This window comes from Rickettsia parkeri (assembly GCF_051427245.1).
GTDB classification, from domain to species: Bacteria; Pseudomonadota; Alphaproteobacteria; order Rickettsiales; family Rickettsiaceae; genus Rickettsia; species Rickettsia rickettsii.
In genome coordinates this window covers 324271-337411 of sequence record NZ_CP195774.1, presented here as the reverse complement: position 1 = coordinate 337411, position 13141 = coordinate 324271, and the positions used below count along the sequence as shown (strand labels likewise).

Genomic DNA, 13141 nt, shown 5'->3' with positions numbered 1-13141 from the left:
CATCCCTTGATTTCGTTAAGAAAAATTAATCTAATCCTTGCTATTTTCTAAAAATTATCATGTTTTATGGTTTTCTGTAGAATAATTATAAAAGAAGAAATTAATGTAAAGTTACATTTAATAGTATTGAAAAAATTTATAATTTATTAACTACCGAAGAATGGATAGATAAATAAGATCCAAAGCAACGCTTGGAACAATTAAACAAAAAACTAGCGAAAGCTAGTGATCCAAAAGAAAAAATTAATTTAGAAAAGGCCATAACAACCTTAGAAGAAAATGCTAAAAGTAATCCCATGACTTTAAAAAAAGCTGGAATAAACCAAGACGATGCTGAAATATATTATATAAAGAGGGCTTTAATAAAAAGTCTAGTGATACATTAAAAGAATTATTAGAAAATAATTTTGATCAATTAGATACTAATGATGTTTTTGAAAAAATACATAAGCAATATTTAAGTACAAATACACACCTTAAAAAAATCTTATTAGTAAAGACTATGTAAGGAATATTGCCATATTGTCGAAAATCGCTGACTTATATACGGAGAATGGCGGTTTAAATTCTTTAGAAATGGCTAAAAAAGTATCTACTTACTTTGGAAATTTAGAAGATATAAAAAGTTACTTAAAAACTGTTAATTATGATACAAAAGAAACAATAGAATTGAGTTTTCAATTTAATTTACTACAAACATTGTCTTCCAAAACATTAGAATTTTTTCAAATTTTAAATAAATCTGGAAGAGACTCATTATATATTTTCAGTAATGCACACTTACTGGAAAAAACTGAAAAATTTCAAAAAATTCTTAAAGAAAATAAATTAAATGATTTTCAGCAGATAACTAAAAATGATTTAAAGAATTAGTAAATCAAGTAACTGAAATAGTAATTAAAGAATCTTATAAGTACAACGAAGAAGAATTATCAGAAGAAAATAAATTACATGCAAAAAATTTAGCTAATTTTTCTTTAAAAGGAAAACTAGATAATAATAGTTTTCAAAAAGCATTGAACTTTATAAAAGAATATTATATGCCTGATATTAATTTTGATATAGAGGTAACAGGCAAAAAGTATAATTTTCCTAAATTACCTGCCGATGATATGAAAGGTTTTATGCTTGGTAAATTTAGTAATTCTTGCCAATCTATAGGACATGATTCCGAAAGATGTATTTTAGACGGTATGAGTAAAGCAAATGCCGGTTTTTATATAATTACGGATGATGAAGGAAATATAAGAGCTCAGTCATATGCTTGGCTTGCTGGAGAGGGAAAAAAGAATGAAAAAGCCACTTCTATGTATGGTACTAGATTCATTTGAGCATTTAGGGAAAGAAGATAAATTATTATTTGTACCTATAATAAATAAATTGAGATAAGCATTACAAAAACAAGCATTAAATTTATATGTAGGATGTGGCGGACAAACTCCTAAACTTGATATAAACACTATACTGCATCCAAAACCAATGGAGCAAGATTTATATATGCAACAAATGTTTATCCTATTACAAGAGAAGTACCAACAATAGAATTAAACTTAGGAAAAAATGCTAATAACCAGGTTAATCAATATTCTACTATTGAAGAGCTAAAAACTGATAGTAAATTACTACAATACTACAACAAATTATAATAAGTAAGCAAATTAACCGAGATTTAACAGAAGAGGAAATATCGTTGCTTAACATAGGTTTTACTTTTGCACAAATTTCGAATATAGAAAACAATAAACAAGAATTCTTTGTTGAAAATGACGATAATATAAAAAGTTTGACTGACGCCGGTGTTAGTGTGAAAGAATTACTTGCAATGGAACCAAGTCAGCAGAAACTCTTTATTGAAAATAGTTATAAGGTAAAAAGCTTATCTAAGGCCAGGCTCATTACGAAAGAATTGTTTAATGTGATAACAGGCCAACAAGAATCAGGTAATACAAATGAAAATGATTTAACTCAGTTCGATAATACGGATCACAATGCATTAAAAGTAGAGTTGATAGGTGATGCTACAGAACAAGCTTAGGTGAGCGTGGAATACAATTCAAGTATAATAGAATTCTTGCATAACATAGCTAATAAGGAGAGATCCTTTTGGAGACAAATAAGTTATGCAAGAATTCTAATGCTTATGGTCATGGTGGTGGGTATAGAAGCCTAGAGCAGAAAGTGCATTTGAGAATTCAGAGTTAGGAGTTATTTCATTTGGTATTCCGCTGCAACATATGTGACCGTTTAAGCATATCACTTGATCGGAGTTTTTTATTACGGTAAATAAATCATGAGAAATCATAAAAACCGTAATATTGAGCTTTTTACGAATCAAATTAATAAGCTGATAAAATTCTTGTTGGCTTGTTACGTCTAAAGACTGTAACGGTTCATCTAAAATAATTAAGTCGGGATTATTAACTATTGAACATGCAAGAACTACCTTTTGAAACTGCCCTCCTGAGAGCTTAGAAATTTCTTGATCTTTTATATGTTCCAAATCAATAAATGAGTTAATCTCTTTAATATTGTTATTAAAATTACTCGGTGCTAACAACTCTAAAAAATTTTTTACTGTAATAGGTAAATCAGGGGGTAATCCGAACTTCTGCGGTACATATCCAATTTTTAGTTTGGGATCAATTATAATCTCGCCGCTTGTAGGTTTTTCAAGTCCAAGCATTAAGCGTACTATGGTAGTTTTACCTGCACCGTTAGGTCCGATTAAAGTAGTGATATTATTTTTTTTGACAGTGAAGCTAACGTTATTTATCGGCAATTTATTACCGAATTTTTTAGATACGTTATGAAACTCGATTATAGGTTTTTGCATGTGTCAGTTCACTTCTGTCATCCCGTAGCTTGACCACGGGATCCAGTAATAAATACTAAAGTTATTAATGTTTTAAGTTATTTTTCTAGATCCCGTGGTTAAGCCACGGGATGACACACAGTGGGCAATAAATAGCATTCATTAAATAGAATAAATGCCGATTAGTGCTGCCTCGGCAAGTAAATGCTTTTGCAGGGCTAATACTAAATCTGGCTTGCTAGCATTCTCATCAAGCTCAAGATAATCATTTAGGGCATATAGTTTAAAAAAATAACGATGAGGTTTGCCGGCAGGTGGACAAGGACCGCCGTATTTTTTTTCTTGCCAGCTATTATTTAAAATTTTAATACTACTATCTATTTGTCCTTCTGAAAGCTTAGTAATAGAAGCAGAAATATTATATATTACCCAATGATCCCATATACCGTGTGGCGGTGCTATTTCTACCGGTGCATCCGGATCATCCATTATAAGTGCAAAAGATTTAGTATCTGAAGGAGCATTACTCCATTCTAGATGCGGTGAAACATTTTGTCCTTTACAAGTAAATTTATCAGGAATGCGATCATTATGTTTAAATGCCGTACTTGTTATTATGAAAGTCATAGGTTGCTCCTTTTGTTATAACGTCATTGCGAGCAGCCATAAGCTGCGTGGCAATCTCATGAAATAATAAAATTCCTGAGATTGCTTCGGCAATTACTTCGTAATTTTCCTCGCAATGACGTTTTGTCTATCAATTTACAACTTGCCATTGTCCGTCAGGTTGGCGGCATGCATTACCGTATGCTTTTTGTTGTTTTCCGCCTATTACAACTGTTTGAGTGTACTCACGGCAATATTGACCAGTGCTATTTCTATAAGTTTTATTAGGTGTTACGTAACCGTAATTGCCGTTATCCGGATTACGCCATTCTACGTTACTACCACTAGGAGCTGTTTCTAAAGCTCTCTGTGAGGTAAGCTCTGCAAGTCTTCTATCCTGTTCATCCATACCTGCACCGATTTGTCCACCAAGAACTGCTCCAAGTAATGCACCTACACCTACTCCAACAAGCTGTCCTTTGCCCTTACCGAATTGAGAACCAAGTAATGCGCCGCCAGCACCGCCAAGAAGTGTTCCTGTACCTTGTTTATTCATACCGCCCGGACCGTTACAGGCTTGTAACATAGAAGTTGCAAGAGCTATAACCATAATTTTAGATAATAGTTTCATATAATTCTCTCTAAATTAATATATAATTAATAAGTATATGGTTTTTAGAATTTTGTAAAGCTAAAACTAGATTCTGTAAACAAAATTTAAATTATTTGTATTTTAAAATATTATTTTTAACAGAACCTCATTATAATTGAATTTTATATTTTCTTTGTTAAACTACAAATAAATAAATTGGAAAGATTTGTCATGGATACTAATAGCCGTAATCGGTTAATAAAATCGGCATCTTATTTATCGGTTACTACGGCATTAATTATTTTAAGTATAAAATTATATGCTTGGGTTGTTACCGATTCGCAATCAATCCTTGCTTCTTTAATTGATTCAATGCTTGATATAACTTCCTCCTTTATTAATCTAATAGCTTTAAGATTTGCCCTGCAACCGCCGGATCATCATCATCGATTCGGGTATGAAAAACTGCAGGATTTAACAATTTTTTCTCAATCGATATTTTTCTTTGCTTCAGCTTTTTTTGTAGGCTTTTCTTCGGTTAAATCTTTATTTGAAAAAACAAAACCGGAGAATATTAGCGACGGTACTACTGTAATGTATGTATGTATATTCTTAACAATTATTTTAGTGTTTTACCAAACTTATGTAATTAAAAAAACAGGATCGGAAATAGTAAAAGCCGATAAGCTTCATTATTTCACGGACTTACTAACTAATGTTATAGTAATTATCTCTATAAATTTAAGTGATTATTTTTGGTTTGTTGACCCATTATTTGGTGTAGTTATTTCGTTATATATATTTCACTCTTCTTATTCTTTATTTAAAAAGGCATTTAAAAATTTAGTAGATCATGAATTACCCGAACAAGACAGACAAAAAATTATCTCGATAGTTAATAACCATTTAGGGGCAAAAGGTATGCACGAAATGAAAACTAGATATGCCGGTCAAAAAGCTTTTATCCAGTGCCATCTGGAAATGGACGGCAATATGTCGCTTTATAATGCTCATAAAATTAGCGATGAGATTGCTTTTGAAATATTGCAGGAATTTCCGGAGGCTGAAATAATTATCCACCAAGATCCTTTTGGAATCGAAGAACACGTAAAGTACCGTGAATATATTGTTAGATAAAGAAGCTAATTTTAATAATTTTTTCATGGAGCAAGCTTTAAAACAAGCAAAGATTGCTTTTGATAAAAATGAAGTCCCGGTCGGAGCGGTAGTTGTAGATAGGTTAAATCAGAAAATTATTGCTAGTACCCATAACAATACGGAAGAAAAAAATAACGCTCTTTATCATGCTGAAATTATTGCTATTAATGAAGCATGTAATCTTATATCTTCTAAAAATTTAAATGATTATGATATTTACGTTACTTTAGAACCTTGTGCTATGTGTGCGGCAGCTATAGCTCATAGCAGGTTAAAACGTTTATTTTATGGGGCTTCTGATTCCAAGCACGGAGCAGTTGAAAGTAATTTGCGATATTTTAACAGTAGTGTTTGTTTTCATAGACCGGAAATATATAGCGGAATTCTTGCCGAAGATTCGGGGCTATTAATGAAAGAGTTTTTTAAGAGGATAAGAACTGTTATTTCTAGCCACAGAATGACATAAAGAAGTAAGAAAACATGCTAAAACTATTAACCCCCTATTATTTTAATAAATTATCAAAGGTTATAATACCTATATTAGCTATATCTACTTGCGTAATGATGATTATAGGTCTTTATTTAGCCCTCATAGTTTCGCCGGTAGATTATCAGCAAGGTGATTTTGTACGCATTATGTATGTTCATGTTCCTGCCTCTTGGATGGCTCTTGGTGTTTATGTTTTCATGGCAGTATGCAGCTTTAGCTATTTAGTATGGAAAACTACTATTAGCTATTTGCTAGCCGTAGCTTCTAGTTACGTTGGGGCTACTTTTACTTTGATTAGTTTAGTAACAGGTTCTTTATGGGGAAAACCTATATGGGGGACATGGTGGGTTTGGGATGCAAGACTTACCTCCATGCTCATATTATTTTTATTATATTTAAGCTATATTATTATAGTGAATAGTGCGGATAATATAAGAAAGGCACAAAATCCTTCTTCTATTATTGCTCTTATCGGACTGATTAACATACCGATAGTAAAATTCTCGGTAAATATTTGGTATAGTCTGCATCAGCCTGCTAGTGTTTTAAGGCTAGGGAGTCCAACTATTCACTCTTCAATGCTAAAGCCTTTAATTATCATGTTTATTAGTTTTATATTATATTTTTTATTAGTATTACTTTTAAGAACTGCTATATTAATCGACAAAATCAAAAACAGATAATAAAATGACTTATGTTGTAACCGATGAATGCGTAAAATGTAAATATACCGATTGTGTTGAAGTATGTCCTGTAGATTGTTTTTATGAAGGTGAAAGGGAAGATGATTTTATGTTAGTCATTAACCCCGATGAATGTATAGATTGCGGCGTTTGTGTTCCTGATTGTCCTATAGGTGCTATTAAACCTGAATCACCGGGGTTAATAGAATGGGTAGAACGTGCAAAAGATTTTATAGAAAATAAAGGATGGAAAAATATTACAAAAAAAAGAACTGCTTTGCCTGATGCCGATAAATTTAAAGATGAGAAAGATAAGTTTAATAAATACATAGGTTCTGTGAAGATTTCTAATTGATTTGTTATTTTGAGATATTTTTAAGCGAAAATTATAAGATTTTTGAAGGAATAGTTAATCCTATTTCAAAAAAATCTTATAATTTTCGCTTAAAAATATCTCAAAATAACAAATCAATTAGAAATCTTCACAGAACCTAAAATAACATGAATTAACTATATGTGTTTATTTTGTCACAAAACTAATAAAAGCTTTATTATATGAATCTAATTGCCGATTAAATATAGAACTAAAAAATATAATATGTTATATATGCCATAAGATAATGTTTAATATTTAATTTGAGGTGCTAACCATGAAAAAGTTACTTTTAATAGCTGCTACAAGTGCAACAATTTTGTCTTCTAGCGTATCATTTGCTGAGGGCATGGATCATGAGTGGTATTTAAGAATAGATACCGGTGCAGCAATGTTTAATGAAGAAAAAGATAAGGCAACCGGTGTTAAATTAAAATCTAATACAACTGTTCCAGTTGCTTTAGGTATCGGTTATTATATTTCCGAAAACTTTAGAGCCGATTTAACTTTAGGTACTATAATCGGTGGTAAGTTAAAGAAATCCGGAGCTGCGACTAATGCACCTTTTACCCGTACTAATGTTTCAGCAAGCCATAAACCTACTATTACACGTTTACTTATTAACGGTTATGTAGATTTAACTAATTTTGATATGTTCGATGTTTTTGCTGGTGCCGGTGTTGGTCCTGCATTAGTTAAAGAAAAAATTACATATAATGGGATAACCGGTCTTTCATCTAACACTAAAAACAGAACTAATATTTCTTACAAGCTAACTTTAGGTACTGCTGCACAAATTGCCGACGGTGTTAAAGTAGAACTAGCTTATAGCTGGATAGATGATGGTAGAACCAAAAGTAAGAATGTAATTTACCAAGGAACAAGTGTACCAACCGGTGGTATGCATTATCAAAGCCATAACTTAACAGCGGTATAAGATTTGATATATAATTAACAAGGAATATATTAATAGTTTTAGGTAATAACCTAATATCATACCGTGGCTTAACCACGGTATCTAGAAATACAAAAAAAAAGACTGGATTCCGGTGGTTAAGCCACGGAGTGATATTAGATGATAACTCAGAAATGTCACTTAAAGCTATTTTTTATCGAATTTAGGTAAAAATTGTAAAATTATTATCTAATATCGTTTTTACTAACAACTAATAAAATTTAAAGGAAAAATTTAACAATATGAAAAAATTACTTTTAATAGCAGCTGCAAGCACAGCACTTTTAACTTCTGGTCTTTCATTTGCTGATTGCGATATGAATTCTTCTGTAGATTCATCTACTAATTCATCGATGTCATCATTTGTGGAAAATCAATGGTATTTAAAACTCAATGCCGGCGGTGTGATTTTTAACAAAACAAAACCTAAAGGAGCAGATTTTAAGTTAAATAATATAAAGTCTAATACAGGATTTACAGGTGAGATCGGTGCGGGTTACTATATCATGGATAATCTAAGAACCGATTTAACAATTGGAACGGTAGCAAGTAGTCATTTAAAGAAATCAAAAACTTATCCAGACGGTAATTCTTTCTCAGTAAAAAATAAACCTACTATTGTAAGTGTATTACTTAACGGTTATGTTGATTTCGTCGATTTAAGCATGTTTAAAGTATTTGCAGGTGCAGGTGTTGGTGCTGCTTTTGTAAAGGAAAAAATTAACTCTAAAGATATTAAAGGTGGTGTAACTGACACTTTCAACGGTACTACTAAAAACAAAACTAACTTTGCTTATCAATTATCTTTAGGAACTTCATTTGAAGTTGCACAAGGTGTAAAAGCTGAACTAGTTTATAGCTGGAGAGATTACGGTAAAACAAAAAATACCACCAAAACTATTAACGGGGATAAAGTTAAATTTGGTGGAACCCATTATAAAGGTCATAACTTAATGGCAGGATTAAGATTTGATATGTAATTAGTCTTAAATCTTTTTACAAACTATTAACACGAAAAAGAGTCTTTATTAAAGACTCCTTTTTTTGTTTGTATGTCTTGGTATTGCCTACGTGGATACTGAGACGTCATGAGCTAAGCGACTGCAAGGTATTATCGCATGATTCAGCTTTTTTGTTATTGCGAGGAAAATTACGAAGTAATTGACGAAGCAATCCAGTAAAAAATTCTGACTTACAGCATTTTTATTATTTTTCCTAGATCCTACGGTTGCAGAGTTGTTGTATGGTTAGCCCGTACGATGTCATTCCCGCGGAAGCGGGAATGACATAAACTGAGCCAGGCAACAACACCTACAAGCTTGCGGAGTTATAGTAGAGATGGCATTGATATTCATGCCAACAAACTCTTAATCTAAAGACTCTTTTTGCCTTTATAAAACGTTACGTTCATTTGATGTATTGCTGCAAAGCTAAATAAATTTATACGTTCTAGAATAATATCTTGATAATAAGGTAATTCTGCTGCAGTAGCATTATCTTCAGCTTGTATAAACAGCGTATTAATCTTTTGTTTTTTATAAGTATAGGTGGTGATTTTTAAAGGTAATGCTTTAGTGCTGAAGTTAAACCCGACTATTTTATTCCAGTTAATCATGATTTCAGGCAGCAATGGATGTTGTTTAGCAAATATACGTCTAACTATTTTATCGATATCCTCTTTAATTAGCTTCATTTTAATAAACTCTGCACTGTTAAAGTTATGACTGCTAAAGCAAGCATTATAGATATTACGGGAAAATGTAAAGATGTAACCGATATGATCATTAAAAATATATTACAAACTGCTATAATCGATACTACTTGTTTATGAGATTTACCTTTTTGTACTGCTTTTTGAAAAAAATGTTTTAAATGAGGCTGCCAAATTTTTTCTTTATTGAGTAGCCGAATTAATATGGTTAGCACTGCATCAGTGATGTAATATAAGCTAGCAATAGCACAAGCTATAAATAAATTAGTGCTTGTAAGAGCCAGCAGGAGCAAACAAAGACCCGTTAAGAATCCAAGACTAATACTTCCCACGTCTCCTAAAAATATTTTTGCCGGATGCCAATTAAATATTAAAAAACCACAAGAGCCACCAAGAATAATAACATTTACACTAGCTATAAAATATGGATTATTAATAGTCGGAAATTGTAAAAAACATAATATAAGCATAGTGCTAGATAGATGGATAGATTCCACACAACTCATACCGTCTATACCGTCCATAAAATTATATATATTAATAAAACCGCTTAAAGCTATAACTAAAATAGAATATATTAGTATATGTACAGAGTTTAGCTGCGAAAAAAGAAAAATAGCAAAAGCTGCACAAATTAAGTGGACTATTAAACGAATTAGAATAGGTACGGCTTTTAAGTCATCTAAAAAGGAAATCGAAGCAATTGCCAATAATAACGGTAATATTTTTATTGAATTAACAAAGTTATTGCTCGTTATATATTCAAACCCGCTCAAAGCAATCATTACAACAACTACAATAGCAAGACCGCCGCCGCGCGGTGTTATCTTATCATGAGAACGACGGTTACTTGGTATATCAACTAAACCGATAGTAGGAAGATATTTAGTTAATATATATGTTAATATAGCGGTGAATATAAAAGAAAAAATAAATAATGTGCTGTAGCTATTTATATTCATAGGAACATATTAGATTTAAAACTATAATATTTACGGTTTGGCATGTCTCTACTATCTTATTTGTCATATGAATGTTGGCTTTTGAAGGTTCAGGGCTACCGCTTGGATGATGATGCACAAGTATAAGGCTGCTTGCTTCGTTAAATAAAGCTCGTTTAATTATCTCACGTGGATATACCGCAGCTTGGTCTATAGTTCCTTGACTTAAAACCTCATCAGCAATTAAAATATTTTTCTTATTCAAAAATAATATACGAAATTGCTCGAGTCGCATATTGCCCATATTAACTTTTAAATAATCAATCCAAGAACTCCAAGAAGCATTAATATTTTTATTTATTATTTTTTGTTTCAATACTCTAATTTATCAGCTCACGTAGAGCAAAATTGATATATAAATTTTCATTGGTGCCTTTAATACTAAGTAGCCTTTCCTTATCAAGGTTAATTAAATCCGTAATATCAAAATGATCAAGTAATTTTTTAGCAAGAGGTTTTATGTCTTTACGAGGGATAGCCGAAAATAACATTACTTCAAGTAATTCGTAATCAGAAAAATGTTCTGCTCCAGCGGCAACGAAGCGTTCTTTTACTCTTTTACGGTGACCTATATAATGAGGCGTATCTATTATTTCATCATTACTAAATTCTAACAAATTATTTTCTAACATTTTTTATGTTTATTCAAATTATAAATAAGTAAAATGTTGCTGATGTCATTCCTAGCTAAAAGCGGGAATCCAGTAATCTTTAATGTCATCCTAGCTAACTTGATCGCGGGATCTAGTCTTTTTAAATGCTTTTTGGATCCCGTGGTCAAGCCACGGGATGACACTGAGTGCGTTTTTTGATCCACGCAACAATGTCCCGCGGGAATGACATAGATAGCCATACAACAAAATCAAGTTTTACCCTACAGTTTAGTATGGAGGATAATCAAGTTTTTTAGGTGATAACGTAAATATTTCAAAACCGTCTTTAGTCACGCCTATAGTATGCTCAAATTGAGCCGATAATGATTTATCACGTGTAGTAACTGTCCATCCATCTAGTTTACTTAATATAGTGTCATAATTACCGGCATTTATCATAGGTTCAACGGTGAAAAACATCCCTTCTTCTAACGTTAGACCCGTGCCGCTGCGACCGTAATTTAATATTGACGGTTCGTCATGAAAAACTCTTCCGATACCGTGACCCGTATAATCTCTAACCACAGAATAATTATGTTTCTCGGCATAGCTTTGAATAGCATGTCCGATATCACCGAGTTTAGCACCGGGTCTAACTACTTCAATCCCTTTCATCATTGCATCATAAGTTACTTGAATAAGACGCTTTGGCTTAATTGCTACGTCACCGACATAATACATACGGCTAGTATCACCGTACCAACCGTCTAAAATTACCGTAACATCAATATTTACTATATCACCGTTTTTTAACGGTTTATCGTTTGGAATGCCGTGACAAACCACATGATTTATAGAAGTACAAATCGATTTCGGAAAGCCTTTGTAATTTAACGGTGCAGGAACGGCATTATGAGAAGTAATAAAATTATGACAAAGGCCATTTAAACTATTAGTAGTGACATTCGGTTTTACGTGATCAGTAATAAAATCGAGCGTCTCTGCAGCTAATTTTCCTGCTGCCCGCATCTTTATGAAATCTTTTCCCGTGTGGATTTTTATGGTCATGAATTTTGGTTACCTTTCCCTCAAAAAAATATATTTTCATAATACAAAATGGCTCTTTTAATGTAAATAACTTATCCTATTATTGTGAGAAGTGCTGCTATGTTACTTGATGTAGATTTTGGATATTATATAATTGCTAATATAATTATTATTTAACATAATGGGTGTAGTGAGGTTATTATTTGCTCTTTCTGTTGTGGCTGCACATTCAACTTTTCATCCATTGCTTAAATTTATAGGTACAACAATTGCAGTACAATCTTTTTTCATGATTTCCGGCTTTTATATGGCTATGATTCAGAGCAATTATACAAGCAAAATAAAATTTTGGAAACGTAGATATTTAAGGCTTTATCTTACTTATATCTTTTGTATTTTAGTTACTTTCTTCTTGCAGCAAAAATTTTCTTTTTTAAGCAATTGTGTCATCTTCCATTTCCGGCTGGTTTTTTTAATTTTTGCAAACCTAACAATGTTGTTGCAAGATGTAACAATGTTTATTGGAATTAATAATAATACAGTACATTTTACAAAATACTTTATTGACTCCACGCCTCCTCTTTATCAATTTTTGTTGATACCTCCTGGTTGGTCAATTGGGCTAGAAATTTCTTTTTATTTAATGGCACCTTGGATTCTAAAAAAGAAAAATATCTATATTTTATCCATAATTTGTATATCTTTAATTACTAGAATTATTCTTCAGTTTAATGGATTTATAGGAGATTCTTGGTCTTATAGATTCTTTCCTTCTGAACTTGCAGTTTTCTTAATTGGTAGTCAAGCATTTTATATTTATACTAATCAAGAAATAAACGAAAAAAAGTCTTGGCTTAGTCAATTACTCTATTTATATATTATATTAATAATTATTACTTTTCCGTTTATCCCAATAGAGCCTCAACTAAAAAAATTACTTTTTTATTGTTTATTTGCTCTATCTTTAGGAAAAATATTTGACTTAACCAAAGATAATAAGTTAGACAAATTAATTGCTTTACTCTCTACCCAGTATATTGTTGTCATTTAATTGTCTTGTATAATATATTACCTGCTATTTCATATTGGGCTGATAATGGGACATTTAATACGTTGGTTA

At 31.6% G+C, this 13141-nt stretch carries 18 protein-coding genes and 2 pseudogenes; 12 read left to right on the top strand and 8 right to left on the bottom strand.

Translation table 11 applies throughout. The features are described from left to right. Positions 1–191: 191 nt before the first annotated feature. From ACSFFC_RS01970 to ACSFFC_RS01955, 4 genes are all read left to right on the top strand, one after another. Positions 192–386, top strand: a complete 195-nt coding sequence (locus tag ACSFFC_RS01970; protein ID WP_004997188.1) for a hypothetical protein — start codon at positions 192–194, stop codon at positions 384–386. Positions 387–522: 136 nt separating this feature from the next. Next, positions 523–873 carry a hypothetical protein gene (locus tag ACSFFC_RS01965; protein WP_014411129.1) on the top strand — a complete coding sequence of 117 codons (351 nt, stop codon included), beginning with the start codon at positions 523–525 and terminating at the stop codon, positions 871–873. Between the two features lie 167 nt (positions 874–1040). Further along, complete coding sequence (locus ACSFFC_RS01960; protein ID WP_014411128.1) at positions 1041–1331, top strand: hypothetical protein; 291 nt, start codon at positions 1041–1043, stop codon at positions 1329–1331. Between the two features lie 359 nt (positions 1332–1690). Then, on the top strand, positions 1691–2035 hold the full coding sequence (locus tag ACSFFC_RS01955) for a hypothetical protein (RefSeq protein WP_014411127.1): 345 nt from the start codon (positions 1691–1693) through the stop codon (positions 2033–2035). A 96-nt stretch (positions 2036–2131) separates the two neighbouring features. On the opposite strand, the gene ACSFFC_RS01950 is transcribed toward ACSFFC_RS01955, so the two are convergent. Then, a complete protein-coding gene (locus tag ACSFFC_RS01950) occupies positions 2132–2833 on the bottom strand; it encodes an ATP-binding cassette domain-containing protein (protein ID WP_014411126.1) in 702 nt (233 codons plus the stop codon). A 141-nt stretch (positions 2834–2974) separates the two neighbouring features. Next, positions 2975–3439 (bottom strand): YbhB/YbcL family Raf kinase inhibitor-like protein, encoded by a 465-nt coding sequence (locus tag ACSFFC_RS01945; protein WP_010977848.1) that lies wholly within the window; start codon positions 3437–3439, stop codon positions 2975–2977. Positions 3440–3484: 45 nt separating this feature from the next. Here ACSFFC_RS01945 and ACSFFC_RS01940 point away from each other — a divergent pair. Beyond that, positions 3485–3583 (top strand): annotated as a pseudogene (locus tag ACSFFC_RS01940) (lytic transglycosylase domain-containing protein); the annotation flags it as partial. On the opposite strand, the gene ACSFFC_RS01935 reads toward ACSFFC_RS01940, so the two are convergent. Then, positions 3570–4049: an RT0821/Lpp0805 family surface protein gene (locus ACSFFC_RS01935; RefSeq protein WP_014411125.1), complete on the bottom strand. Its 480-nt coding sequence runs from the start codon at positions 4047–4049 to the stop codon at positions 3570–3572. The pseudogene ACSFFC_RS01940 and the gene ACSFFC_RS01935 overlap by 14 nt on opposite strands. A gap of 192 nt (positions 4050–4241) precedes the next feature. Between ACSFFC_RS01935 and ACSFFC_RS01930 the strand changes: the two genes are divergently transcribed. The 6 genes and pseudogenes from ACSFFC_RS01930 (at position 4242) to ACSFFC_RS01905 (ending at position 8649) form a co-directional block, all read left to right on the top strand. After that, positions 4242–5147: a cation diffusion facilitator family transporter gene (locus ACSFFC_RS01930; protein ID WP_012736850.1), complete on the top strand. Its 906-nt coding sequence runs from the start codon at positions 4242–4244 to the stop codon at positions 5145–5147. Continuing rightward, positions 5128–5634: a nucleoside deaminase gene (locus tag ACSFFC_RS01925; protein WP_014411124.1), complete on the top strand. Its 507-nt coding sequence runs from the start codon at positions 5128–5130 to the stop codon at positions 5632–5634. Before ACSFFC_RS01930 ends, ACSFFC_RS01925 begins: the two co-directional genes overlap by 20 nt. A gap of 14 nt (positions 5635–5648) precedes the next feature. Next, a complete protein-coding gene (locus tag ACSFFC_RS01920; RefSeq protein WP_004997210.1) occupies positions 5649–6341 on the top strand; it encodes a heme ABC transporter permease in 693 nt (230 codons plus the stop codon). A 4-nt stretch (positions 6342–6345) separates the two neighbouring features. Then, on the top strand, positions 6346–6696 hold the full coding sequence (locus ACSFFC_RS01915) for a ferredoxin family protein (protein ID WP_014411123.1): 351 nt from the start codon (positions 6346–6348) through the stop codon (positions 6694–6696). 295 nt (positions 6697–6991) lie between these two features. Then, positions 6992–7665 (top strand): annotated as a pseudogene (adr, locus tag ACSFFC_RS01910) (adhesin Adr). A 246-nt stretch (positions 7666–7911) separates the two neighbouring features. Next, positions 7912–8649, top strand: a complete 738-nt coding sequence (locus tag ACSFFC_RS01905; RefSeq protein WP_014411121.1) for an outer membrane protein — start codon at positions 7912–7914, stop codon at positions 8647–8649. Between the two features lie 392 nt (positions 8650–9041). On the opposite strand, the gene ACSFFC_RS01900 is transcribed toward ACSFFC_RS01905, so the two are convergent. From ACSFFC_RS01900 to map, 5 genes are all read right to left on the bottom strand, one after another. Then, positions 9042–9362 carry a DciA family protein gene (locus tag ACSFFC_RS01900; protein WP_499217209.1) on the bottom strand — a complete coding sequence of 107 codons (321 nt, stop codon included), beginning with the start codon at positions 9360–9362 and terminating at the stop codon, positions 9042–9044. Beyond that, positions 9359–10342, bottom strand: coding sequence for an MraY family glycosyltransferase (locus tag ACSFFC_RS01895; protein ID WP_014411120.1), 984 nt, complete (start codon positions 10340–10342; stop codon positions 9359–9361). Before ACSFFC_RS01895 ends, ACSFFC_RS01900 begins: the two co-directional genes overlap by 4 nt. Further along, the gene (locus ACSFFC_RS01890; RefSeq protein WP_014411119.1) at positions 10329–10697 is read right to left on the bottom strand and encodes a JAB domain-containing protein; all 369 of its coding nucleotides are present in this window, start codon (positions 10695–10697) and stop codon (positions 10329–10331) included. The genes ACSFFC_RS01895 and ACSFFC_RS01890 overlap by 14 nt, the downstream gene beginning before the upstream one ends. Before the next feature lie 4 nt (positions 10698–10701). Further along, positions 10702–11013: a UPF0758 domain-containing protein gene (locus tag ACSFFC_RS01885; RefSeq protein WP_014411118.1), complete on the bottom strand. Its 312-nt coding sequence runs from the start codon at positions 11011–11013 to the stop codon at positions 10702–10704. Positions 11014–11262: 249 nt separating this feature from the next. Beyond that, positions 11263–12042 carry a type I methionyl aminopeptidase gene (gene map / locus ACSFFC_RS01880; RefSeq protein WP_010977838.1) on the bottom strand — a complete coding sequence of 260 codons (780 nt, stop codon included), beginning with the start codon at positions 12040–12042 and terminating at the stop codon, positions 11263–11265. Between the two features lie 160 nt (positions 12043–12202). Between map and ACSFFC_RS01875 the strand changes: the two genes are divergently transcribed. Next, positions 12203–13072: an acyltransferase family protein gene (locus ACSFFC_RS01875; RefSeq protein ID WP_014411117.1), complete on the top strand. Its 870-nt coding sequence runs from the start codon at positions 12203–12205 to the stop codon at positions 13070–13072. Positions 13073–13141: the final 69 nt, after the last annotated feature.